The organism is Exiguobacterium sp. 8A (genome assembly GCF_902506275.1).
Taxonomy (GTDB): domain Bacteria; phylum Bacillota; class Bacilli; order Exiguobacteriales; family Exiguobacteriaceae; genus Exiguobacterium; species Exiguobacterium profundum.
Genome location: NZ_LR733630.1, coordinates 1 through 23,628 on the forward strand (window position 1 = coordinate 1; position 23,628 = coordinate 23,628).

Below are 23,628 nucleotides of genomic sequence, written 5' to 3' on the forward strand. Positions count from 1 at the left end.
ATAACTATCTAAAACCAAAATCCGATATAGTGCACTTTTAAAACAAACTTATGGCTATTATGTCTCCATAGTAAAACCAATTTTTCATGAGTGAAATATCTTCAAAATCAGCAATATCACAATGAAACATAATGTAAATCATGTTAAAATATACAAAAAATGAGTAGGATGAAAATAATGACTAAAGCAATACCTTTTTTAAGATGGGCCGGAGGAAAAAGATGGTTAATTAATCAACATCATGATCTATTCCCTGTAGAATACAACACTTATTATGAACCTTTTTTAGGTAGTGGGGCAGTATTTTTCTATTTACAGCCTGAAAAAGCAATTTTAAATGATACAAACAAAGACTTAATAGATTCGTATAAAGCAATAAAATCTAGATGGAAAAGTGTTTATACTCTTTTATCAGAGCATCACGAAAAGCATTGTCCAAGTTACTATTACGATATTAGATCAACCAGCTATCATTCCTTAGAGGAAAGAGCAGCTAAGATGATTTATTTAAATCGAACTTGTTTTAATGGAATTTATCGAGTTAATAGAAAAGGAGAATTCAATGTACCTATTGGATCGAAAACTCAAGTTCTTTTAGATACCGATGATTTTCAAAATGTTGCTAGTTCATTAAAAAATGTCGAATTACTTAACTGTGACTTTGAAAAAATTATTAACCTCTCTAAAGAACAAGATTTTGTTTTTGTAGATCCTCCATATACTGTAAGACATAACTCTAATGGTTTTGTTAAATACAATGAAGTTTTATTTTCATGGGAAGATCAAGAAAGATTGGCAAAGTGTTTGATTAAAGCTAAAAATAGGGGTGTAAAGATCTTACTGACAAACGCAGCGCATCCATCTATAAGACAATTGTACGAGTCAGCGGGCTTTAACATTCAACATGTGTCTAGGTATAGTTCAATATCTGCAAATAAAAATAGTAGAAGTGATTATAAAGAATATTTAATTTCATGTAATCTTTGAAGGGGGAAATACTGATGAATAATATTGAAGAGTTGATTAGCGGTGCCTCGGTTAGTGACAATCCTTTAAATGTTTTAACTAATTTCTTAGAGGAACAAAAGCGATTTGAAGAAGCTAGACAGGTGGAAAACTTGAAATTCGTAGGTTATACTCTAGAGTTAAACTACGATTCCGCTAAAATCATCACCTCTGACCCGTATAAAATTGCGGTAGGGGGTATTCCTAGAGGATCATTTTTAATATTAGTGCCTAATAATTTCCGAGGTGTACCTGTTCATTTTACTTTACTAAGGGTTTCAGGTGTTTCGCCAACGCCCTTAAGTAATCATGTCCAACAGACATATTTTGAACTACATAAGAAATCAATGCCGGAACTAGATGTGTGGACGCAAAGTGAACTTCAGTGGGGAGCCTTAGACTGTGATGTAATGGGGATGTTTTATCAAAACCCCTTTGATTCAAAGAAATTAGAATTCTCAGGAGATGTAAATAATGTAGTAAGTGCACATCGTTATCAAGTATATTCACCAAATCAACAAATATTAGATTTGATAGTAAATGGTTTAGTAAAAAGAAATGGTCAATATCCTTTAGGTAATTTACGAACTACTGAATGTCTTTTAACTACTGATATGAATCAACAACCAGAAGTGAAAATATCAGTAGAAGATTTTAAAGGAACAAGAACTGCGATGTTTGGAAAGACTCGACTTGGAAAGTCTAATATCGTAAAACTAATTGCTGAATCAGTAATTAAATCTTCACAACAAGACCATAATGTAGGTCAAATTATTTTTGATATTAATGGGGAATACGCAAATGATAATCCACAAGATGGAAATACCTCCATTAGATCGGCATATAATGAACAATGTGTTGTGTATGCGTTAACAAAACGTCCCGGTACTGAATCAAAAGATTTACGTTTGAATTTTTATGAGAGTCCATCTTCATGTAAGGATATTATTTCTACTTTGCTAGAACAAGATAAACAACACGCAAATTATGTAAAAAGCTTTAACAGTGTAGTTATTCCGTCCATTGAAGAAATCATTGAGGCTGATAATAAGGACAAAGTAAGAATGATTCGTAAAGTGCAATTTTTTTGGGCGATTTTAAAAAAAGCAGGTTTTTCATGTGAAGATAAAAATCTAAAAGACTTAAAGTTGAAAACTAGATACACATACGATTTTAACCCAGGGTTTTCAGAAAGTAATCGAAAATTGATTTTTGGTGATAAAGTACCGAATCAACCCAATAGTATGCAAAGTCTAGTGGAAGAAATTGATGCACTTGCAACATACATCTTAGAGAACGGCAACTCGAATTTAAAATCATCATCGGGCAAACCTCTTTTAGATGCAGATGATGAGGCGTTAATTGCTTTCTTTAAACCTAAATCTGGAAGTGGTCCTATTATATTAAGAAACTATATTCAATATCACTCGAAGGACGCTACTAACTTCACTAAGGAAATTTTAGGATTTGTAGATGAAGGTAAAACTGTAATATTAGACTTAGGGAATGCTTCTGATAAAATTAGACGCTACTTCTCTGATTTAATTTCACAATCGGTCTTTACTCATCAAGAACAAAAATTTATTAACAATATGTTAGGTGGAAAATTTATTCAACTATATTTTGAAGAGGCTCACAATTTATTCCCACCAAATACTGATGATCATACAGGAATCTATTCAAGATTTGCGAAAGAAGGGGCTAAATTTCACATTGGAATGGTTTATTCTACTCAATCACCATCCACAATTAGTAAAGAGCTATTAGCACAAACTGAGAATTTTTTTGTAGGTCATTTATCTTCAAGTGATGAGACAAGAGCATTATCAAAAGTTCAAACAGCTTTCAAAGGTGTCGAAGAAGATATTCAAAAATCAAAAACCCCAGGGTATATGAGAATGATAACTATGTCACATAGATTTGTTGTTCCCCTTCAAGCAAATAAATTTGAAGTTAAGGTTGGTGAATAAATTAATGGCATATAATAGTACATCTAATTCTCCGTTTGAATATGCATCTAAACTGGGACATCTAGATGTCGTTGAAAGTGAGTGGGTCAAATCTTTAATTAAAGATTTTGAATCGAACTCTTATGAACTTTCACAAAGTGAAAAAGAGGGTTGGAATGAAGCTGAATTAGAGGCAGTAAGTAGTTTAAGACAATTTTGGGCAGTGGATGGATCATATGTAACTGTTAGTTCGAACGCAACTCCTGCTAGGGAGGTTGCTTTCGTAAAGGCAGGATTAATCTCAATTGAACAGTCAAAGCTTGATAAAATTGATAAAGAACACCCTCACCCAATTTTATTGAAAGACATTTTGTCAAAAAGTGCAGTTCATCATGCTACAGTATTTCCACTTAGAAACATCAAATCATCGATGGGTAGTAATTATAATGCTATAAGACATATTGTTAGAGACTCACTAAAAATTGATCAAAAAGGTGCTTATTTTGAAACTTTAAAATGGTTAGTCTATGAGAAATGGAGAGATCAACCTATCGTTTCTCCAAATTTTCAGTGTCCATATTGTGAAAATAAGATTACAGGTCTCAACCCAGATGAAGATACTAAGATATGTGAAGTTTGTAAAGGAGTGGTTTATTTAACTGATATCATTGGCTTTCACTTAGATATGAATGAGGACACTGCTCCAGAAAGTGTAAGTTCAGCATACATGATGATTGTAGAACACCTTATGTTATTTACAGCGATTCGTTTATTGTGGAGCCATAAAGATAAAAAGTTGGTCACGAATACCTTATTTATTAAAGATGGACCACTTACATTAAGAGGACAATATTCTAAGCTAGTTCCTTCCATTCGCAACTTTTTAGAGTTTGCTAAGTCTGAAGATAGACCAATTCATATAATTGGTCAAGAAAAGTCTGGTTTATTTGTCGATCACCTTGGTCAAATCTCTAAAGAATTAATGCCAATGTCTAGAGGAGACTCTATTTATTATTCTGTATTGACACATCAGTATATTAGAAATGAAGTTTATAGAACTCCCGATTTAATGAATTCGTATGGGAAAAGAACCAATTGGGGAGAGAAAATCTATGTAAAAACGGATCCTAACACTTGTATAGTATTAAATATTCCTACGGGGCATTATGTCAATAATGAGAATGGCCCAAATGAAAATGATTTGATCGGATTAGAAAGAATACTAAAAACTTTACCTGAAATTATTAGCCATCGATACACTAGCGCTCTTTTTCCGATAGAATTAGCTAATGGTATAGCATCAATGTCAAGCTATCCTTCTTCAAGCATTCTTCAAAGGTTTTTTGAGGAGAACACTAAATAGTATTTCTCACATTTATTTTATGAATATTAGAAAAGGGTATCATTTGCCATTTGTATATTTTAGCAAATGATACCTTTTTATAGTTTGAAAATCTTAAATTTACAATTGTTTCTACTTTTGATTCGTACATACCTTTATTCCACTTAAAATCAAGGGGGATTGTTAATGGATTTTAGTATATATAAACAAATAATTCCTAAAGAAAGTTTGATCAGAGAGTTAAAAGAAAAGGGAATGGTAAGAAAAGGTGAAACGCAAGTTCATACGAGCAAAATAATTATTGAAAATGAGCAACTATCAGTAAAAGTACATGTTGACTTTTTCTTTAAATTAGATAGAGAAGAGTCATCGGAGATTAAGTGGGCAAAGTATTGGGGCGAATATTTTGGCGATAACTCAAAACAAAGCAAGATAGTAGAATCAGCTTATGGAGTTATTATTACAGAGTTAGGCGGAAATCTATATGCTATTTCTCTCGGAAGAGGACATAGTTATGTCAATACTTCGGCTGATTTAGATTTTGGTTTTAATATCGCTGAAAGAGTTTATGATAATAATTCAATAGAAGTGAAGTCAGCTAGATTTTTGAATCAATCGAAAAGTAGAGCGCTTACTCAATATCACGCAGATTCATTCGTTTCTTCTGAAGTTGGGGAAAGTCATGAGTTAGTAGTAAGTAAAATTAAACTTAAGGAGAAGTACTCTAGATTTTTACTGTCTAAATATTCCGATAACATGAAATTTGGAACATCAGTAAGACTGAGTGTTAATTCATATGAACCAACTGAAATATTAGATATTATTCACGAATTAGATTATTTACTGCGGAATGAGAGTGCGGTAGGTGGGTTATCACGTATGATTCTTATTAAAGAAAATGAAGATAATTTACCGCTAATTTCAGATTTAAATCGACGTTTACTAAACTCAATTTTGAAGAAAGAAACGAATGTTTCATTATCATATTTTATGGAGGATAATGGTGAGGTTTTCATTAACCCAGAAAATGATGATAACATCGAAATAGTATATAAGAAAAGTTATGAGTTGGAGAGTTTTTCAATTGATTCCTTAGCAACTGCTTTAGAGGCACTAGAGTGTGAAGATATTTCAAAAGTATCGATAAGGTTAAACACAGAAAATACAACGAAAGTTTTTTTAATGAAATTAATTGATTATAGTATCGACTTTCGAGGAAAAACTTTTTGTCTTTATAAAGGGAAGTGGGCAAGCTTTAACAAATCATATATGGATTTTATCAACAGAGAAATCTCAAAAGTCAATGACTTTATTATTTACGATGAGAAATTTAATTTAAATGCATCGGTATTAAAAAAAGGAAGAAAAATTCAAAAGTTAAGTCCGCAAACTTATGACCAAGTAAAATATGCTGAATATCCATATAATATTTATTTAGAACATGAATTTGGTTATGAGTTATTGGATAGAAAGAATGACCATTCAAGTTTCAAGAGTGTTGAATTTGCAGATTTATACAATAGAGACGAAGAAGATTTAATACATGTAAAAATTGGTAATACAACAGAAATGCGCTATTGTATTAAACAGTCACTGCACAGTGCTGATATTTATAACATGAATAGGAAAGTGCTAGAAGAGTACAATATTTTGAATGTTAGTAATATATCAATGTTATTTATCACAAAAATACAAAGTATCATTCGAAAAGATGGAACAATAGATATATCAAAAATTAAATCTATATACTTTAAGATTGAAATTATTGAGTGGTTAACTAAAATTAGGTCTTTAAATTATAATCCTAAAATTATTATTGCACAAGATTTAAGAAATGATTTGACTAGCAAATCAAATTAATAATTGAAGCGCAACACTTCTTCGACCTCCCGTTAATCTTGGCGAGCGTATCTATAAGCTTGTCATGCCCGACTTTCGTGAAGTCTGTTCCTTTCAGGAAAAACTCGCGGTGGAGCTGTCGGCATCCTCGTTGCTTCACCGTTGTCACGATGAGTACGAGTCGGCGAAATACATCGGCACGCCGAGCGTCTCTTAAATGAGTTAGTGACCTCTGAACTCCTTGCCTCGGTCCGTCGTAGCAATTCAGAAAGGCGCCATGCCATGCACCGAATTGATTGCCCCACTATTGAGGCTGAATTATGGTCTTTGATCGGCAGGAAGAGATATAACCAGATTTTTCGCTCGATGAACGTCGCGACACATGCCTTCGATTTCTCTCCTCCTGAGACGACGATGTCGAACTCTCAGTGCCCGAACGTTCGACGCCACTTGATCTCTGAGGACGTTTCGAGATTGGGAGTTTAATGTTGACACGTCAGCACATCTCGACAGCTTTTTTGATGTCTCCCTTTCTGGGCAGAATACGTTCACGAGCGTGTCGATTTGTCCCATATAAATCCAGTGATAGGTTGTCAAGATGGCAATTCTGTAATCGAAGAGACGATCGATAATCTGTTCCGGGGACCAGGTCCCACAAAACTTTTCAAGGATTGTCCGGCGCATCACGTTGTCAAGCTTCGTATTTGCGCCACAGTTGGTCTTCATCTTCACATAGAGTTCTTGTGCACTTTCTGACTCGTATCTGGAGTTCCGTCTGATTTCCCGCTAGACTGTCAAGGACTGTCGCCCAAACCCAATCGACCGGATGGATAATCTTGAGCTCTGGTAGGTCTCTATTTCACATGTTTCGTGGTGATGAGATGGCTATAGCTCACGAGATTACCTCTGTCTGAATGTATTTTTTGTGACCTCATTCTACACGAGAGAAGAGTCATAGGTTTTTTGTGTTCACATTTGGATGCTGTACTTAATTTTATAATTCATCATAGATAAATAAATACGTTGAAGTAATTTGACATTATAAAGTTATTATTTATGGAATTAATTTAGTTTGATTTTACCTAAGTTATGCAATTAGAGGAGGAAAGGAGTATTTAACATGACTAGATTTAATAAGTTGATCCGTGATCATATCCCTGAAATCATTCATGAATCAGGAAAAATACCGATTGTAAAGCAACTAAGCCAAGCAGAGCACTTCGAACAAGCACGATTGAAACTTTATGAAGAAATCAAAGAGTATGAAGAGACAAATATTGATGAAGAGTCGCTGGAAGAGTTAGCTGATATTTTGGAGTTGGTCTATACACTTGGGAACATGCATGGGGCAGACTTTGATGAATTGAATCAAATTCGTGAAGAGAAACGCAAAAAACGAGGCGGTTTTGAGAAGGGTCTATTTTTAGAAGAGGTCCTAGATCATGAGTGATTTACGACTCCATACGAGCAATCTTGGTATCCCTTTACAAGAACACATAGACGCGGCGACTGAAATTTATATGGTCGTCGCGTTTGCTCAAGTGTCGGGAGTGAAAGAATTATCCGCTTCGTTAAGTAAAGCGGGTGAACGCGGTGCTCAGATCAGAATCTTGGTTGGGGACTACCTATATCTCACCAACCCTGATGCGCTGGATATGCTGCTTAAAATCCCGAATATCGAGCTCAGGCTGTACCGTTCAAAGGGAAGGTCGTTCCATCCAAAGGCATATTTGTTCCGTACAATGGAAAGTAGTACATTTTTTGTCGGTTCCTCGAACTTGTCGCATAGTGCACTAAATCATGGAGTGGAATGGAATGTTGAAATTCCTTCGAATATATCAGAGGAAGTGTTTGAAGAGTCAGTCGCTGCGTTCCATGAATTATTTTATAGTGAATATGCGCAAATAATGAATCCAGTCTCGTTACAGCCTTATCGCGAAGAGTATGAAGCGCGAAAGGATCGAATGAAAGAATTGGAGGTCGCTGAACATTCTCCCGTCTACATAGAAGATGATTCGATTACCCCGACGTCTGTCCAAGACGCAGCGTTATTGGCACTCCGAGAAACGATGGCGGAAGGTCGGAAAAAGGCGATGCTCGTCTTGGCGACAGGATTAGGGAAAACGTATTTGAGTGCATTCTTTGCACGACAATTCAAACGTGTCCTTTTCGTCGCACATCAAAGAGAACTTTTGTTACAAGCAGAAAAGTCATTCCTCAATGTGGCGACCGACTGGAAGACCGGGTTACTACTCGGTGGTGAATCAAGAAATCAAGATACTGCTGACGTCGTGTTCGCCTCGATTCAAACGTTAGCTTCGAAACAAAGAATGGAGCAATATGACCCGGAGCAATTCGATTTGATAATCGTGGATGAGTTCCATCATTCGGCTGCTCCTTCCTACCGTCGGGTGCTAGATTATTTTCAACCGAAGTTCTTACTCGGTTTGACTGCAACGCCTGACCGTTTAGACGGAGGAGACGTATATGCACTTTGTGATGATAACGTCGCCTTCCAGATGCACTTTACGGAAGCGATTGAAGAATCGTTTTTAACCCCGTTTCATTACGTTGGAATCTATGATGAAATCGACTACTCTCAGATTCGTCTGATCAATGGACGTCGTTACGATCAAGAAGAGTTATTGGCAGAACAGTTAAAAGAAAGTGTTGCTGAGAAGATTTATAGAGCTTGGTCAGAGCATCATCAATCGAGAGCACTCGGCTTTTGTTCTTCCGTTATACAAGCTGAATATTTGGCTGATTATTTCAGGAGGCAGGGAGTACAAGCGGTAGCACTTCATAGTCAGGCCGATTATGATCGAACGGAAGTAATTGCCCAATTAAAGCAAGGACAATTGGACATCATTTTTGCAGTGAATTTATTTAATGAAGGTGTAGATATTCCTGAAATCGATACGCTATTGTTCTGTCGTCCGACTGAATCATTGACAGTATTCACCCAACAAATTGGACGAGGGCTACGTCTATCAAAAGGAAAGACGCATTGTACGATTATCGATTTGATTGGGAACTATAAAAACATTGATAAGAAACTGGCGCTATTGACGACAGGCGGTCCAGATTCACTGAAGAAGGTTCCAACATCAAATAACTTACCTACTTCGTGTAAAATCGAATTTGATTTAGAGACTGTCGATCTTTTGAAGAAAATGATGACTCGTTCCTCGACACGCCATCAATTATTAGAACGAAATTATTTCATGGTGAAGGAAGAGCTAGGGAGACGACCGACCTACCTAGAACTAATCCAACGAGGCGAATATTCATTGGAAGCTTATCAATCCGAAAGGAAGCACTTTGGTGGCTTCTTCGGTTTTCTAAAGAAGATTGGTGAGTTAACAGACGGTGAGTTAAATGTTTTTGAAAATATGTATCCTCTCTTGTATGAAGTTGAAGATACAAGAATGACAACAAGTTATAAGATGGTTGTATTATCGGTCATGTTAGAGCGGGGAGAACAAATGTGGTACGCTCCTTTGAAAGCATCTGATGCAGCTTATCCGTTCTATGAATACTTGACGAGCGTGCCTTATCGTCAACAGATTGATGGAAAGACGAAAGACTTTCAACAACCTTTCCATCAACAACGAATTGGAAAATTGTTGTTACGGATGCCATTCGATAAAATTGCCAGAGGACCGTTTTATGTAGAAAATGAAAGCCTACATATCGAATTCGATGAAGCGCTCCGCAATCCGATTGTTTATGAATGGGTGAACCAGATTGTAGAAGTTCGGTTACATTACTACTTCAGTCGGAAAGCACAACGAGCATACGATTAATCAATTCAGTTATTTATATTGACAGAAAAAGTAGAAAGGTGGGGTAATATGAAACGCCTGTTACTACGCAAAATCCAATTCGCCCTCCAACACCACGGTGGGACGGCGTCCTTGAAAGACATTTATGCGTATGTCGAAAAATCGTATTATCAACTCGAGCTCGATCGCTATAAAGATTGGAAAGGGCACGTCAATAAACAGATTCGTGCGCATTCTAGCGATTCAGCGAGCTTTACCGGGAAAGAGGACCTCTTTTATTCCACAGGAAATAAAGGCATTTGGGGCATCAGACAATCCAATAACTAACGGAAGCGGGACCAATTTCACTTGGTTCCGCTTTCAATGTTTACAAAACATCACACCCTATTGTCACACAATGTTCATTCCTGTACACTTCGATATTGTGTGCTAAAAATTATGTTAGGGGTTAGTCAATGGAACTTGTACAGCAATTATCTCAAATGCAACTGATCAACCAATTCTGGTTGCTTATGGCCTTCGTCATTCCAATGGTCATTTTATCTCGTATGGTCGTGGCTGGGACGCGCTTCTCGCCGATCCTCGTCATCGTCATCTTCGGTCTCGGTCTCGGATTCGGTATGGTCGAGCTCGGTATCGCGACACCGGGTCTTCCTGAATTCCCGCTCGTTGACTTCTTGTCACGGACGACAATCATCGCCTTAGTCGTTTCGTTCTTCGTCGGCGGACAAGAACTTCGTAAAATCTTGAGCAAGCAAGAGCTCGACATGGAGGACATCGTCGTTCCTTCTAAAGAAGAGATGTTCCTCGGGACAGGGCGTACGCAGTTCATCTTCATCCTTCGTTCATTCTTCTTGCTCGTCGGTTTGGAAGGGTTCTTCCGGATGGCGATCGAGCCAGGTACGGCAGAAGGGATTGCGCTTTACTACCCAATCCTCGCACTCCTCGGTCTTGCGGTGTCGTTCTTACTCATCGACCATAAAGCACAGATTCAGGACAAGAAAGTATACATGCAAAAAGGTGTCATCGAGACAGTCCTCTTGCTTGTCATCTTGTTCGTCTCGTTCCTGATTGCGACAGCAGTTCAGCCGATTATCGCACTTCCGCAAATCTTCTTTGCGATGTTGATTTCGTCAGCACTCGGTGCCATCTTCCATAACTGGACGTATGGACCGACTGTCCGCGCGCTTCTCTTCGCAGGGATTCCGGTCGTCTTGGCTGCCAACTTCATGGTCGGTGGTTCACGAATCGGTGATGCGTTCGCCATCGAAGGCATGAACTCGATTCTCGTGTACGGTTTCTTCGGCCAGTTGTTCTGGATGTTCGGTGGGATCGCACTCATCATGTGGTTCGCTCGCACAGGTCACATCCGTAACCTCGCGCCAGGTATGGCAGGGTCACTTTCACACAGTGGTCTCACAGGTGCTTGTACGGCTGGGGACTTCGGTCAAGTGGCGGCAAAACGTGCGCCAATCATGATCAACATCCCGTTCTTCGGACATATCTTCGTCTTCTCGATCCTCGCGATCAGTGCCGACAACGGCGCGCTCTGGATCTGGCCGACGATGATCATCGTCTTGGTCGGTCTCGCACTCACGGCGCTCGCGTTGAAAAACTTGCGTGCGGCGAACGGGGAAGACTTTAAAGAAGTCAAAGCCCTTATGCAGTTCTCATTCGGATGGCAGATGATGGCCGTCTTCGGTGGTCTCGTCATCTTGACGTTCAGCACGATTGCGTTTGATTACACGACGATGGCACAATCGTCAGCAATCTCGCACTTCGGCTTGTTCGCAGCGGTTCAAGGCGGTATGTTCGGGACGGAAGCATCGCTTCTCATCCCGCTCATCTTCTCGATGCCGTTCCTCGTGCACCCGATCGTCTTCTACATGTTCGGGAAAGCACTCGACAACAATGGCGAAATGCCACGTGTGCCAGTATATGCGATGGCACTCGTCGGTGTCGTCGGTGTATCTGCAGCGATTTTCGCCTTATAATTGAACTCCGCTCTGACTTCGGTCAGGGCGGTTTTTTATTTGATAATTTTGATATGGTAGACTTTGGATAGTGAAAGCGGGGGAGAGTATATGAGAAAATGGGTATTCATCGGTTTTATCGGGTTGATTATAACCAGAGTTTGGATTGCACCATTGTATACGACTAGTCCAGATATGGATGACTTTGTACACTGGTTCGAGGAAACGTATTCGGTACAATGCGAAGATGACAGCTGTGATTCGTTCAACCTGATTGGGGATCAGACGAATATATATGTGAATGAAGAGGGGTATATGAAACAATCCAGTGGCTTTTTCACTTTCAACATGGAGGTAAGGGGATTATACCGAAGTGTCGAAGAACCCGAACGAGTCGGAACGATTGAAGTGAGATGGAATCAAGATTCGTTCGAGGTTATGGAAGAGACAGGCATATTTGTTACTTCACCATAGGGGGCTTGAGAGCATGCTGATGATCACTCAAGATGTAAAGGGAGATCGCTATGAGGCGCTCATCGATGTTTTGCTTGAGCACTGCACTCACTTTGCGTTCGTGGAAGACAGACGCCGAATGGAAATTGAAGAGGAGCGTCTAGCGTATATGGATGTACTGACTGAAGAGATTCGTTGGGATTTGAGGGAACGAACCATCGTAAGTGAATGGGAGACGACTAGATTGTCAGGAGATACGGCGTATCTATATTCGTTCCATATGAATTATCTGACAGCACAGTTTCTAAAAGAGCATGGTGGCTCATTGTTCGGATGGATCCATCCGGAACTTCCCGAAGACTTGATGTTTTATGTGGGGGATACGTGCGTGCTCGCGGTATGCTCCCATGAATCGTTCTTTGTCGTCGATGAAGAGATGTGGGAGCATTTTAGATTAGATGAATGATTAAGGTCACCTCTTATATGGGTGACCTTGTATTAAGTCAACTTGCTAGAGAAGGGTCTCCAGTCTGGGTCTTTTCTGTCGTGTTTATTCGGTTTTCTGACATCATCACAAAAGAGCCGTTCACTCGCACCAAATTGGATGTAATTCTGTTGAGCCTGTCGAAGCGACACCGTATTCGCACCGCCTTCATAATCGGGATCGTCGAATTGAACCCCGTCATTCTCCCAAAAGCAGATTCGACAAATGTCGTATGTGCCTGGAGGTTCCTCTTCTAACGTCTGGTAGCCACAGCATGGGCATGTGTATCTCACCATCATCACCTCACTATTTAGTATAGAGGATACAAGCAAAAAGCGTCCGACCTTTTCACCAGGTCGAACGCTTTTTCTATCATAAAATAAACATCGATACCAACGTCAAGATGGCAAGCCCACCTTGTGTCAGAATAATCTTCTTGTCACTCGTGATACTGCCATATAGGGCAACGAGAATGATATAGAGCAGAATCATGGTGACAATCTCGACCGGGTTGGGGGAAAGATAGAGTCCGTACAAGAGCCCGACCCCAATCAATCCGTTATAGACGCCTTGATTTTTGAACAAAACCGACACCGAGTCTCTCGTTAGCTCGTCTTTCGACATACGGAAGACGCGTGACGTCGACGAGGATGCCGTCGCAATCGTCTCTAAATAGAAGATATAGAAGAATTCGATGACGACAAGCGTTCCGAGCACAAGGGTGAGCGTCGACATATTAGTTGACCGCTGCTACTTGTACCACTGGTTTTGCAGACACGTAGTTCGCCACGTTTTGTGCGAAGTTGATGAGGACCGGGTTTTGGTTGTGCTGCTCGAGAGCGGCTTGGTCTTCCCAGTTCTCGATCATGACGAAACGGTTCTCGACAGACGTTGACTCGTATAGGTCATATCCGACGCAGCCCGCTTCTTGTTTTGATGAGTCGATCAAGACTTGGATGTCACGCAAGAAGTTCTCGCGTTGTGATGCTTGGATATCGAATGTGGCGTTGACTAAGATCATGGTTGATTCCTCCGATTGTGTGGTGAATTATTTGAACGATGTGACCGTTTGAGCGTCAAGACGTACAGATTGGTAACCTTCTTCTGCCGCTTTCCCAACAGACAAGATCATGACTGGTACATAACGGTCTTTGTCGAGACCGAACGCTTCTGCGAGTTGGTCTTTCTCGAAACCACCGATTGGGTTCGTGTCATAGCCGTGTGCACGTGCTGTGAGCATGAATTGCATCGCAGCGAGACTCGCATCGATCTTCACGATGTCGTTCATCTCTTGTTTCGAGAGGTTTTTGTAGTAAGGGATGATTGCGCCGAGCTGTTGATCACGCACTTCTTGTGGCATTTTACCTTCTGCGACCGCTTGATCGTAGATTTGTTCGCCGTACTCGTAGCACTCCATGTCTCCGAAGATGAGGAGCATCGCTGCAGACGAATCGTTTTGACGTGTGTTGAAACGGATGAGTGGTTTGAGCGTCTCTTTCGCTTCTGGGCTCTCGATGACGACGAAGCGCCATGGTTGCATGTTGACCGATGATGGGGCAGTCGTTGCTTCTTGAATCATCTCGAGCATTTCTTCTTGTGAGATTTTCACGTTCTCGTCATAGACACGGATTGATTTACGACCGAACATGACGTCTGTAAATGTATTGTTTTCGAATGTAGTTGCCATTGGTGAATTCCTTCTTTCTCTGTTTAGGCGTGACTGTTCAATTTTTGAAGCAGCCCGGATAAGTGTTGAATCTCTTCAGCGGACAAGGCTTGTAAGACGAGATGGTTGGCCCGTTCGTCTCGCTCGCAGTGCCCGAGGTCTTGCTCTGCTTTCTCTGTCACACGGACGAACATCTCGCGATGGTTCTCCGCGTTCCGCTCTCTGACGACATACCCTTTCTCTTCAAGGATTTTCAAATGTCGGGTGATGGCAGCATTGTCGATTTTCATCTCTTCTTTAATCACGCGTTGCGAACAAACGCCTCGTTCTTTGACGACTTGTAACATCTCGTAGCGGGTCAGGCTGAAGCCCGTTTCCCGTTCGAACGACGATGCGACGTTTTGTTCCGCCAACTTGATTTGGTAAAGTAATCGGCTGATTTCACGTAGGTCCATTGCGTCCCACCTTTCTCAATTGACTTATCAATCGTTGACTTGTCAAACGATACAACGTTTTGGATTGCCTGTAAAGTCAAACGCTCAAAAAAGACGACACCGGATTATTGTGTCGTCTCTTCTTCGATAGGGGTGCCATCAAATCGATATTCTGTCGTGAATGTCGTCTCGTCGAATCCATACATTCGGTCGTAGGCATTCAAGTCCTCAATCGTCCGCACGTCGAGGAAGGATGGGTCGATGTCAGACGCTTTGCGCGTGAACATCATGTACCGTTCTGTGTAATCGTCATTTCCTCCAGGCTTTCCGTCGAACGAGAAGTGAATCCAATAGACATCGGATTCCACTTCGCGCATGACGTCGAGAATCCGTTGTTTCTGTTCGTCCGTATTGTTCCAGTCTTCATGAAACATGATCGAGACGTCGAGATACGTCTTCGGATTTGTTTCATAAATGGACGTCGGGGTCGGGGAGATGTTCGCTTGCACATCATCGGACACGCCAATCGGCACCTCCGCACGGACAGTCTCTTCCTCTTTTAGGATTCCTTCCGACACGAGCCGTTCGTGAATCGTCCGCTCTGCCTCGCGTTCCCAATATGTCTCGAGCACGTTATCGTGGATGGAGCCGTCACTGTACGTCACGAGAAAATAAGTGCCAGCGAACGGTTCCTTCGTCAATGTCACTTCTCCGGTATAACCTCCCATATGCCAGTCGCGTGATAGCTTGATGTCGGGTTGTTCATTGTACGTTTCCTTCACATACGCGTTGTATGTCTCCCGTGCCTCTGACTTTTCATGCGTCGTATATACGAAGAGCCCGCCAGCGAGAAGCCCGACTGCCATACCTGCTATGATTCGTTTTCTGATCATTTCGTCACCTCTCGTTCAATCTACCTGATATTGAAGGAGAATACCTCGGTCCAAAGTCTTATTCAAATCATTTCCATTTCGCTGTAAACTAAAAGTGCCCTCAAAGAACTATTGTAATTGCGTGTACTAATACATATAATACACTTAAAGAGTAACATTGATTATGAGAGGGTGTGACCCATGTTATACAAAATCGATATGAAAAGTTCAGAACCGCTATACGAGCAAATCGTCAATCAAACGAAAGAACTTGTTATCCGTGGAATTTTACGACCAGGAGATAAGGTGATGTCCGTGCGTGAACTCGCCACCGATCTCGTCATCAATCCGAATACGGTCAGTAAGGCGTATCAGGAGTTGGAACGGCTCGGGCTGCTCGAGATGCGACGTGGACGTGGGACGTTCGTCTCCGAGGACTGGGTGGACGATGATGCGGCACGTGAGCCGGTCATCGCCTCGATCAAAAAGATTGCGATCGATTGCCACTATGCGAACGTGCCGTTAGACGAAGCCATTGACGTATTGCGAACGGAATATGAGAAAGTAGGGAAATCCAATGCTGAAAGTTGAACAGTTAAGTAAAAAAATTGACCGTCAAACGATACTCGATGGCATCGACTTTACGGTCGAATCTGGAGAAATCATTGCGCTCGTCGGACGTAACGGTGCCGGTAAGACAACGCTTCTCCGCACGATGGTCGGCATCATTCGCCCAGATATGGGCGACGTGCTCTATGGTTCGAAAAGTATCTTTAAAAATGCGGGATTGAAGCGTGACGTCATCTTCGTACCGGATTCAGCCGATGCGCTCAAAAATTATACGGTGAACGAGGCGACGGACCTGTATGAATCGATCTATCCATCCTTCAACCGTACCGTCTTCCGTGAGACATTGACACGATACAACATCGACAACAAAAAGATCCGCCAGCTTTCTAAAGGACAAAAGGCACTCGTGACGTTATCACTCGCCTTCGCCGTCCAAGCGAAGTACTACCTGCTCGACGAACCGACGGACGGACTTGATGTCGTCGCCAAATCCGATGTGTTAAAACTGATGATTGCCCAAGTCGAGAATCGGAACTGCTCGATCATCGTCTCAAGTCACCAACTCCATGAACTCGAACGCATCGCTGACCGCATCATCATGATTGAGAATGGACGTGTCAAAGCGATCTTGTCACTCGAAGAGGCACGTGCCCTCAGCATCAAGTGGCAAGTCGTCTTCAACGACCATGTCCCGGTCGAACTGCTCGAACGAAAAGATATCGAAATCATCAGCGTGACGGGACGTGTCGTGCTATTCATGGCGAAAGAACGGACGGAAGAGCTCGAAACGTTCATCGATTCATATAATCCGATGCTCATCGAAGAGATTCCGATGTCTCTTGAAGACGTCTTCCGTGTCCAGTTAGGAGGAGAAGCCCATGTTGTCTAAAGTATTGTTAAAGAAAGATTGGAAACAAGTGTCGTTGCTTTGGATGCTGCTCGTCTTCTTAGGCGTCGTCGCCTTCACTGTGCCGGCTTGGACACAATTCGAACAGTTTGATGAGCAGATTAAAGATGCACGAGCGAATTCTGTAGATTACGGGATCCCGTTTGAAGAACGAGATCGCCTGACGGTTGAGTCCTTCTTCGACCCTGATTCGAGTTTAGCTTTCTATCTTGGTGACATAGGTGATGTCATTCCGGTAGGACCAGTTGTATTCTTATTCGTCGTGTTTAGTGCGCTCATGGCCACGTCGCTCATTGGTGCCGAACGAAACAGTCAAATGTCGGACTTTTCGATGTCGCTCCCCTTCACCCGCACCCAGCTGTACATATCAAAATGGGTGTTGGGGGCAAGTGGGATTATCATGTCCACGCTGTTAGGAAGTATCGCGATGTTTGCATTGGTCGCCACTTCCCGTTATTCCTTCTTATTAGAAGGGACCGTATTTAAATCGATCGTGATCGTCCTGTATGTCGCCTTGATTGGGATCTCGTTATTCTCGTTGGCTTTATGGATGGGATCGTTCGGTGGGGAATCGATTTCTCAATCAGTGTGGTCGTTTGTCGCCTTGATTTTCCCGTTAGGAATTCTCGCATTGATTCAAGGATCAGCTTACTCGCTGACTGGTCGAGGTGATGCGTTGGGTTGGTTAATCGATTCAGCTTATGAAAGTGTATTTATTCAAGCCATCTCACCACTCGGTAACTTGATGAATTTATCTTTATATGAATACATTCGATCCGATCAGTATTGGCAAGAGTTCGTCACGATTAGCATTCCATCGTCTATCGTCTTTATCGTCTTGTCATTATGGTTAGGAGCTTGGATGTACAATCGTGCACCACAAGAAAACAACGGTCGTTTCTTCATGTTCAACAACTGGTTATGGCTCGTCCACATTATCATCGTTGGATGTATCGCGATGTTCACAGGAATTGTGTTCACGACATTCACGTATCAAGCGAACAGTATGTTGTACATCGTAGGCTTTGTGATCGGAGCGTTCTTAGCACACTTACTCGCTAAGCGTTTGCTTTACCGCTTCAACTTGAGACTCAAATCGTAAGGAGGGACACCTATGAAACGCTTCTGTCTGTTGCTCGTACTCGTCATCTCACTGGCAGGATGTATGAACCCGGAACCGGACGCCTTTGAATACAAAGGGGCGAAAGTCGGGGACAATGCAGCCGTCGTCGGCATTGCCGGAAGTTTGCCGCTACATGAATGCTATCGATCGGTCGAACTGCAGACGAAGAAGCGTCCTTATGGGTTGACCGTCCGTTACGAAGACCCGGGTATGGAACGAGCGGAACAAGAACATCTGGCGATTCGGAATGCGGCTGCCTATTTCACCCTCATCCCGAACGCCGAAATCGTCCGTTTTGCTTTCCCGAACCGGACCTATGCCTTCTCTCGACCTGAAATGGAGGCATGGTTCGGGACTGACTTCTCAAATATTCGTCATGAAAAAGAATTGCAACAACTCATGAATCAGAAGCTTGAAAAACTGGATTCGAAAGATTCCTATTTTAGGCGGGTATGACAGCGATTGGATGACAAATCCAATCGCTTTTTTTGATATTTTCTGAAAATTATCGGGTAAAGGGTAGATGAAAGCGTTTTCTTAGCATTATAATTGGGTTAACTGAATGAGTATTCATTTCCAAGGAGGAACAGCGATGAACAAACCGTGGTTACAAGATTACCCAGAAGGAATGCCCCAGTCAATCGATTATGAGGTAAAGCCGCTCTATGAGGCGTTGTCTCGCGCAGCAAAGGATTATCCAAATCGTACGGCCGTCTCCTTTATCGGAAAGGAGTGGACATTCGCGGAAATCGATGATGCCGCACGTCGACTCGGAACGATGCTTCAAGCGAAAGGGCTTGAAAAAGGCGACCGAGTCAGCCTCATGCTTCCAAACTGTCCTCAATACGTCATCTCGTTCTATGCCGTACTCTATGCAGGAGGGACGGTCGTCCAGACGAACCCACTCTATACGGAACGTGAGCTAGAAAACCTCGTCACGGACGCAGGTGTCAAAATCGTCATCACCCTCGATCTGTTATATCCGAAAACGCTTCGCGTCAGTGAGAAGACGGAGATTCAAACCGTGATCACGACGAGTATCGCTGATTACTTACCATTCCCGAAAAACAAACTGTATCCAATCAAAGTGAAACGTGAGAACAATATCGTCATCGATACGACCGGATCGACGCCGTTCAAAAATTATAAAGACTTTAACCCTATCACGCCACTCGACATCGAACCGAAAGAAGATGTCGCCGTTCTTCAATACACTGGGGGGACGACGGGACTTCCGAAAGGCGTCATGTTGACCCACTTCAACTTGACGGCGAACGCGGATCAAATCACGAACTTATTCTATAAGTATAATCGTGGGGACGAGAAACGCGTCTTGTGTGTCGTACCGTTCTTCCACGTCTATGGGATGTCGTGCTGTCTGAACTTCGGGGTCACGAACGGCTATGAGCTCGTCCTCGTACCACGTTTCGAAGTGACGGATGTCTTGAAGACGATTCAGAAGAAAAAGCCACACTTCTTCCCGGGCGCACCAACGATGTATGTCGGAATCTTGAACGACCCGAAACTGAAGAAGTACGATTTGTCTTCGATCGAGGCATGTATCTCGGGTTCGGCTCCGCTTCCGATCGAAGTGCAAGAGGAGTTTGAGAAGATCACGGGTGGTCGCATTGTCGAAGGGTACGGTTTGTCTGAGACGTCGCCGGTCACGCATGCGAACTTCTTGTGGGATAAACGGATTGTTGGCTCAATCGGTGCCCCGTTATCGGATACTTCTGCTAAAATAGTAAAAGCAGACGGAGAAACAGAGGCGGACATCGGTGAAATCGGGGAGATCATGCTGAGCGGTCCACAAGTCATGAAAGGCTACTGGCAGAAACCGGAGGAAACGGCAGCCGTCTTGAAAGATGGGTGGCTCGCAACCGGTGACCTCGGCTACATGGGCGAGGACGGGTTCTTCTATATTGTCGACCGGAAGAAGGACATGATCATCGCAGGTGGCTTTAATGTCTATCCGCGTGAAATCGAAGAAGTCCTCTACGAACATCCGGCCGTGAAGGAAGCGGTCTGTATCGGTGTCCCAGATCCATATCGGGGTGAGACGGTCAAAGCGTTTATCGTCCTTCGCGATGGCTCGAGTGTGACGGAAGAAGAACTCGACAAACATTGTCGTGAGAAGCTTGCGGCCTATAAAGTGCCGAAGTTGTATGAGTTCCGCGACGAGTTGCCGAAGACGTTCGTCGGTAAGATTTTACGCCGTGTCCTCGTCGACGAAGAGAAGGCCAAACAAGTGAAACAAAGCAGTTGACACCAAGCGTACGCATGATAGAATAATAAATGAATGAACCATCATTCATTTTTCTGCAACGGTAAGGAGCTTGGGGTTAATGACAAATCATATTTCGAAAAGTGACCGAATCATTGATGCGGCGGTCAAAGTAATTGCCAATCATGGCTATCACGGTGCAAAGGTGACAGCCATCGCCAAAGAGGCGGGTGTCGCGGACGGCACGATCTATTTGTACTTTAAAAACAAGGAGCATCTCTTAATCGAATTGTTCCAAGCGAAGATGGGGCTGTTCATCGACTACTCGAAACAACAAATCGAGAGCGAGACGTCAGCCGGGAGTAAGTTGTATCAGTTGATTGAATCACATTTGAAGCAACTGTCGGCAGATTACGACCTCGCCGTCGTGACACAAATCGAATTGCGGCAGTCGAACTTGGTGCTTCGCCAAAAAATCGGAGAAGTGCTCAAACCATATTTGAACTTAATCGATTCTGTCGTCAAACACGGAATCGAGACAGGAGAGTTTGACAAGGATTTAGACTATCGACTCGCCCGTCAGATGATTTTCGGCACGATTGATGAGGTTGTGACGAGTTGGATGGCGAGCGGCTTCAAGTATGATCTGTTGTCGACGCTTCCAAATGTGCACCATATGTTGAAAAAAGGGCTTACGTAACAGTGAGCCCTATCACTAGCTCAAAAAATGAATGCTGATTCATGAATGATGGGAAAGAATTGACTAAAGGGGGATCAACCATGAATATTTTTGTTTTGCTGAAACGTACGTTTGATACTGAGGAAGCGATTCAGCTCGAGAATGGGGAAATTCAAGAAGACGGCGCTGAGTTCATCATCAACCCGTATGACGAATATGCGGTCGAAGAAGCGATTCAAAAACGTGACGCACTCGGGGGAGAGGTCACGGTCGTCACGGTAGGACCAGAAGATGCGGATAAAGAATTACGTACAGCACTCGCAATGGGTGCGGACAAAGCCGTTCGCATCTCAATCGAGGACGATGTCGAGGATGCGGACCATGTCACGATTTCAAAAGTTCTCGCCACATACTTGAAAGAACAGGGCGCAGACCTCATCTTCGCAGGAAACGTGGCAATCGATGGCGGTAGCGGACAAGTCGCACCACGTGTCGCAGAACTTCTCGACATGAACTACGTGACGACGATCACGGCTCTTGAAATCGATGGCACGACGGCTACGGTCACACGTGATGTCGAAGGGGACACGGAAGTCATCGAAGTCGCACTCCCACTTCTCGTGACGGCACAACAAGGGTTGAACGAGCCGCGTTACCCGAGCTTGCCAGGAATCATGAAGGCGAAGAAGAAACCGCTCGAAGAACTCGAACTCATGGACATCGATCTCGATGAAGATGAAATCGAAGCGAAAATCGAGACGATTGAACGATTCTTGCCAGAAGAGAAGAAAGCCGGTCGCATCCTTGAAGGCGATATGTCGACACAAGTGAGCGAGCTCGTACAACTTCTTCGCACGGAAGCGAAAGTCATTTAAGGGGGAGATCATAGATGAAAGCTTTAGTACTCGCAGAAGCGCGTGAAGGCGCGTTACGTAACGTATCATTCGAAGCCATCGCTGCGGCGAAGCAATTGACAGACGATGTGACGGCAGTCGTGATTGGGGATCACGTGCAATCACTCGCACAAGAACTCGGGGAGTATGGCGCAAGCCGTGTCCTCGTCGTCGAAGATGATCGCCTCAAGCATTATACACCAGACGGTTACGGACAAGTGCTCCGTCAGTTAATCGAGCAAGAAAATCCGGAAATGATCGTCCTCGGACACACGGCTCTTGGGAAAGATATCGCACCGAAACTTGCGGCACGTCTCGATGCCGGACTCATCAGTGACGTTGTCTCCATCGAAGGAACAGGACGCGACGCAGAGTTCGTTCGCCCGATCTACTCAGGGAAGGCGTTCGAGAAAGTGAAATTCAAAGATTCGGTCATGTTCTTCACAATCCGTCCAAACAATATCGACGCACTCGCACGTCAAGCGGGCGCGAGCGTCTCTGTTGAAACGCCGGCGGTCGAATTGAAAGATCTTGCGATGATCGTCAAAGAAGTCGTGCGTAAGGCGACTGGGAAAGTAGATTTGGCGGAAGCAAAAGTCATCGTCGCAGGTGGACGTGGCGTGAAGAGCGAAGATGGATTCAAACCGCTTGAAGAGTTGGCTGAGCTTCTCGGAGGAGCGGTCGGTGCTTCACGCGGAGCATGTGACGCCGACTACTGCGATTACGCACTTCAAATCGGACAGACGGGTAAAGTCGTCACACCAGACCTCTACATCGCATGTGGGATCTCAGGAGCGATTCAACACTTGGCTGGGATGAGTAACGCGAAAGTCATCGTCGCCATCAACAAGGACCCAGAGGCAAACATCTTCAGCGTGGCAGACTATGGCATCGTCGGCGACTTGTTCGATGTCGTCCCGATGTTGACAGAAGAGTTCCGTAAGCACCTCGTCAATAGCTAATAAGCAAAACGTTTTGGGGTTGTTACCCTCCGTGGTATACTCTGAACATGAATTGCATGAGAGTTCTCTATCAGGACTCTCTCATCTTATTGGGGAGGTTTTTACAAATGGCTATTAAACACGCAACGACTCAATCGTTTGAACAAGATGTAAAAGAGGGCGTCGTCCTCGTAGATTTCTGGGCAACTTGGTGTGGACCATGTCGCATGATCGCGCCAGTTCTTGAAGAACTCGATCAAGAAATGGGTGACCAAGTCCAAATCGTGAAACTCGATGTCGACGAAAACCCTGAAGTCGCAGGTGCTTTCCAAATCCAAAGTATCCCGACACTCATGATGTTCAAAGATGGCGAGCCTGTTTCGAAAACAATGGGCTTCCAACCAAAAGAAGCATTGAAAGAGTTTATCGCGACAGCACAATAATTGCGTAGCAGCCGATTGAGATCGGCTGCTTTTTTGTTTTACTGAG

25 protein-coding genes are annotated in these 23,628 nt (G+C 43.1%); 19 read left to right on the forward strand and 6 right to left on the reverse strand.

The features are described from left to right. The first annotated feature begins 177 nt into the window (after positions 1-177). From GVY42_RS00005 to GVY42_RS00050, 10 genes are all read left to right on the forward strand, one after another. Positions 178-987: a Dam family site-specific DNA-(adenine-N6)-methyltransferase gene (locus tag GVY42_RS00005; protein ID WP_236548902.1), complete on the forward strand. Its 810-nt coding sequence runs from the start codon at positions 178-180 to the stop codon at positions 985-987. Positions 988-1,001: 14 nt separating this feature from the next. Further along, entirely contained in the window at positions 1,002-2,975 is a 1,974-nt protein-coding gene (locus GVY42_RS00010) for an ATP-binding protein (protein ID WP_159561942.1), read from the forward strand. Next, positions 2,968-4,317: a hypothetical protein gene (locus GVY42_RS00015; protein WP_236548903.1), complete on the forward strand. Its 1,350-nt coding sequence runs from the start codon at positions 2,968-2,970 to the stop codon at positions 4,315-4,317. Before GVY42_RS00010 ends, GVY42_RS00015 begins: the two co-directional genes overlap by 8 nt. A gap of 165 nt (positions 4,318-4,482) precedes the next feature. After that, entirely contained in the window at positions 4,483-6,156 is a 1,674-nt protein-coding gene (locus tag GVY42_RS00020; protein WP_159561943.1) for a DUF6119 family protein, read from the forward strand. 1,099 nt (positions 6,157-7,255) lie between these two features. Next, entirely contained in the window at positions 7,256-7,585 is a 330-nt protein-coding gene (locus GVY42_RS00025) for a nucleoside triphosphate pyrophosphohydrolase (RefSeq protein ID WP_159561944.1), read from the forward strand. Continuing rightward, complete coding sequence (locus GVY42_RS00030; RefSeq protein WP_159561945.1) at positions 7,578-9,941, forward strand: DEAD/DEAH box helicase family protein; 2,364 nt, start codon at positions 7,578-7,580, stop codon at positions 9,939-9,941. The genes GVY42_RS00025 and GVY42_RS00030 overlap by 8 nt, the downstream gene beginning before the upstream one ends. Before the next feature lie 48 nt (positions 9,942-9,989). Beyond that, positions 9,990-10,247, forward strand: a complete 258-nt coding sequence (locus tag GVY42_RS00035; RefSeq protein WP_026826554.1) for a hypothetical protein — start codon at positions 9,990-9,992, stop codon at positions 10,245-10,247. Between the two features lie 128 nt (positions 10,248-10,375). Then, positions 10,376-11,914 carry a hypothetical protein gene (locus tag GVY42_RS00040; protein WP_159561946.1) on the forward strand — a complete coding sequence of 513 codons (1,539 nt, stop codon included), beginning with the start codon at positions 10,376-10,378 and terminating at the stop codon, positions 11,912-11,914. Positions 11,915-12,004: 90 nt separating this feature from the next. Beyond that, entirely contained in the window at positions 12,005-12,367 is a 363-nt protein-coding gene (locus GVY42_RS00045) for a hypothetical protein (protein WP_159561947.1), read from the forward strand. A gap of 13 nt (positions 12,368-12,380) precedes the next feature. Further along, positions 12,381-12,812 carry a stage III sporulation protein AH gene (locus tag GVY42_RS00050; protein WP_236548904.1) on the forward strand — a complete coding sequence of 144 codons (432 nt, stop codon included), beginning with the start codon at positions 12,381-12,383 and terminating at the stop codon, positions 12,810-12,812. A 32-nt stretch (positions 12,813-12,844) separates the two neighbouring features. Here GVY42_RS00050 and GVY42_RS00055 read toward each other — a convergent pair whose 3' ends face one another. The 6 genes from GVY42_RS00055 to GVY42_RS00080 all read right to left on the reverse strand — a co-directional run bounded on the left by GVY42_RS00055 (position 12,845) and on the right by GVY42_RS00080 (position 15,823). Then, complete coding sequence (locus GVY42_RS00055) at positions 12,845-13,123, reverse strand: CPCC family cysteine-rich protein (protein ID WP_159561948.1); 279 nt, start codon at positions 13,121-13,123, stop codon at positions 12,845-12,847. 79 nt (positions 13,124-13,202) lie between these two features. After that, on the reverse strand, positions 13,203-13,565 hold the full coding sequence (locus GVY42_RS00060) for a DUF1304 domain-containing protein (protein ID WP_159561949.1): 363 nt from the start codon (positions 13,563-13,565) through the stop codon (positions 13,203-13,205). A 1-nt stretch (position 13,566) separates the two neighbouring features. Continuing rightward, the gene (locus GVY42_RS00065) at positions 13,567-13,851 is read right to left on the reverse strand and encodes a putative quinol monooxygenase (RefSeq protein WP_026826548.1); all 285 of its coding nucleotides are present in this window, start codon (positions 13,849-13,851) and stop codon (positions 13,567-13,569) included. Between the two features lie 27 nt (positions 13,852-13,878). Further along, positions 13,879-14,517 carry a nitroreductase family protein gene (locus GVY42_RS00070; RefSeq protein WP_159561950.1) on the reverse strand — a complete coding sequence of 213 codons (639 nt, stop codon included), beginning with the start codon at positions 14,515-14,517 and terminating at the stop codon, positions 13,879-13,881. Positions 14,518-14,540: 23 nt separating this feature from the next. Then, positions 14,541-14,951 carry a MarR family winged helix-turn-helix transcriptional regulator gene (locus tag GVY42_RS00075; protein WP_159561951.1) on the reverse strand — a complete coding sequence of 137 codons (411 nt, stop codon included), beginning with the start codon at positions 14,949-14,951 and terminating at the stop codon, positions 14,541-14,543. Between the two features lie 104 nt (positions 14,952-15,055). Then, positions 15,056-15,823 carry a hypothetical protein gene (locus GVY42_RS00080; RefSeq protein WP_159561952.1) on the reverse strand — a complete coding sequence of 256 codons (768 nt, stop codon included), beginning with the start codon at positions 15,821-15,823 and terminating at the stop codon, positions 15,056-15,058. A gap of 180 nt (positions 15,824-16,003) precedes the next feature. Between GVY42_RS00080 and GVY42_RS00085 the strand changes: the two genes are divergently transcribed. From GVY42_RS00085 to trxA, 9 genes are all read left to right on the forward strand, one after another. Beyond that, positions 16,004-16,393 (forward strand): GntR family transcriptional regulator, encoded by a 390-nt coding sequence (locus GVY42_RS00085; protein WP_074037561.1) that lies wholly within the window; start codon positions 16,004-16,006, stop codon positions 16,391-16,393. Beyond that, complete coding sequence (locus GVY42_RS00090) at positions 16,380-17,261, forward strand: ABC transporter ATP-binding protein (RefSeq protein WP_159561953.1); 882 nt, start codon at positions 16,380-16,382, stop codon at positions 17,259-17,261. The genes GVY42_RS00085 and GVY42_RS00090 overlap by 14 nt, the downstream gene beginning before the upstream one ends. Further along, positions 17,251-18,381 (forward strand): ABC transporter permease subunit, encoded by a 1,131-nt coding sequence (locus tag GVY42_RS00095; protein WP_159561954.1) that lies wholly within the window; start codon positions 17,251-17,253, stop codon positions 18,379-18,381. Before GVY42_RS00090 ends, GVY42_RS00095 begins: the two co-directional genes overlap by 11 nt. 12 nt (positions 18,382-18,393) lie before the next feature. After that, positions 18,394-18,858: a DUF4825 domain-containing protein gene (locus tag GVY42_RS00100; protein WP_015881085.1), complete on the forward strand. Its 465-nt coding sequence runs from the start codon at positions 18,394-18,396 to the stop codon at positions 18,856-18,858. Positions 18,859-18,994: 136 nt separating this feature from the next. Further along, positions 18,995-20,668: an AMP-binding protein gene (locus GVY42_RS00105; protein ID WP_159561955.1), complete on the forward strand. Its 1,674-nt coding sequence runs from the start codon at positions 18,995-18,997 to the stop codon at positions 20,666-20,668. A gap of 79 nt (positions 20,669-20,747) precedes the next feature. Beyond that, positions 20,748-21,326 carry a TetR/AcrR family transcriptional regulator gene (locus tag GVY42_RS00110; protein ID WP_074037553.1) on the forward strand — a complete coding sequence of 193 codons (579 nt, stop codon included), beginning with the start codon at positions 20,748-20,750 and terminating at the stop codon, positions 21,324-21,326. 80 nt (positions 21,327-21,406) lie between these two features. Continuing rightward, positions 21,407-22,180 carry an electron transfer flavoprotein subunit beta/FixA family protein gene (locus tag GVY42_RS00115; protein ID WP_159561956.1) on the forward strand — a complete coding sequence of 258 codons (774 nt, stop codon included), beginning with the start codon at positions 21,407-21,409 and terminating at the stop codon, positions 22,178-22,180. 14 nt (positions 22,181-22,194) lie between these two features. After that, positions 22,195-23,160 carry an electron transfer flavoprotein subunit alpha/FixB family protein gene (locus tag GVY42_RS00120; RefSeq protein ID WP_015881089.1) on the forward strand — a complete coding sequence of 322 codons (966 nt, stop codon included), beginning with the start codon at positions 22,195-22,197 and terminating at the stop codon, positions 23,158-23,160. Positions 23,161-23,267: 107 nt separating this feature from the next. Next, complete coding sequence (gene trxA, locus GVY42_RS00125; RefSeq protein WP_015881090.1) at positions 23,268-23,582, forward strand: thioredoxin; 315 nt, start codon at positions 23,268-23,270, stop codon at positions 23,580-23,582. The last annotated feature ends 46 nt before the right edge of the window (positions 23,583-23,628 follow it).

Coding starts and splice junctions, on each gene's coding strand:
- GVY42_RS00115 (WP_159561956.1), top strand. CDS start 21,407: ATGAATATTTTTGTTTTGCTGAAACGTACGTTTGATACTGAGGAAGCG.
- GVY42_RS00120 (WP_015881089.1), top strand. CDS start 22,195: ATGAAAGCTTTAGTACTCGCAGAAGCGCGTGAAGGCGCGTTACGTAAC.
- GVY42_RS00035 (WP_026826554.1), top strand. CDS start 9,990: ATGAAACGCCTGTTACTACGCAAAATCCAATTCGCCCTCCAACACCAC.
- GVY42_RS00005 (WP_236548902.1), top strand. CDS start 178: ATGACTAAAGCAATACCTTTTTTAAGATGGGCCGGAGGAAAAAGATGG.
- GVY42_RS00085 (WP_074037561.1), top strand. CDS start 16,004: ATGTTATACAAAATCGATATGAAAAGTTCAGAACCGCTATACGAGCAA.
- GVY42_RS00040 (WP_159561946.1), top strand. CDS start 10,376: ATGGAACTTGTACAGCAATTATCTCAAATGCAACTGATCAACCAATTC.
- GVY42_RS00100 (WP_015881085.1), top strand. CDS start 18,394: ATGAAACGCTTCTGTCTGTTGCTCGTACTCGTCATCTCACTGGCAGGA.
- GVY42_RS00060 (WP_159561949.1), bottom strand. CDS start 13,565: ATGTCGACGCTCACCCTTGTGCTCGGAACGCTTGTCGTCATCGAATTC.
- GVY42_RS00045 (WP_159561947.1), top strand. CDS start 12,005: ATGAGAAAATGGGTATTCATCGGTTTTATCGGGTTGATTATAACCAGA.
- GVY42_RS00095 (WP_159561954.1), top strand. CDS start 17,251: ATGTTGTCTAAAGTATTGTTAAAGAAAGATTGGAAACAAGTGTCGTTG.
- trxA (WP_015881090.1), top strand. CDS start 23,268: ATGGCTATTAAACACGCAACGACTCAATCGTTTGAACAAGATGTAAAA.
- GVY42_RS00105 (WP_159561955.1), top strand. CDS start 18,995: ATGAACAAACCGTGGTTACAAGATTACCCAGAAGGAATGCCCCAGTCA.
- GVY42_RS00110 (WP_074037553.1), top strand. CDS start 20,748: ATGACAAATCATATTTCGAAAAGTGACCGAATCATTGATGCGGCGGTC.
- GVY42_RS00090 (WP_159561953.1), top strand. CDS start 16,380: ATGCTGAAAGTTGAACAGTTAAGTAAAAAAATTGACCGTCAAACGATA.
- GVY42_RS00070 (WP_159561950.1), bottom strand. CDS start 14,517: ATGGCAACTACATTCGAAAACAATACATTTACAGACGTCATGTTCGGT.
- GVY42_RS00025 (WP_159561944.1), top strand. CDS start 7,256: ATGACTAGATTTAATAAGTTGATCCGTGATCATATCCCTGAAATCATT.
- GVY42_RS00065 (WP_026826548.1), bottom strand. CDS start 13,851: ATGATCTTAGTCAACGCCACATTCGATATCCAAGCATCACAACGCGAG.
- GVY42_RS00080 (WP_159561952.1), bottom strand. CDS start 15,823: ATGATCAGAAAACGAATCATAGCAGGTATGGCAGTCGGGCTTCTCGCT.
- GVY42_RS00075 (WP_159561951.1), bottom strand. CDS start 14,951: ATGGACCTACGTGAAATCAGCCGATTACTTTACCAAATCAAGTTGGCG.
- GVY42_RS00010 (WP_159561942.1), top strand. CDS start 1,002: ATGAATAATATTGAAGAGTTGATTAGCGGTGCCTCGGTTAGTGACAAT.
- GVY42_RS00020 (WP_159561943.1), top strand. CDS start 4,483: ATGGATTTTAGTATATATAAACAAATAATTCCTAAAGAAAGTTTGATC.
- GVY42_RS00030 (WP_159561945.1), top strand. CDS start 7,578: ATGAGTGATTTACGACTCCATACGAGCAATCTTGGTATCCCTTTACAA.
- GVY42_RS00050 (WP_236548904.1), top strand. CDS start 12,381: ATGCTGATGATCACTCAAGATGTAAAGGGAGATCGCTATGAGGCGCTC.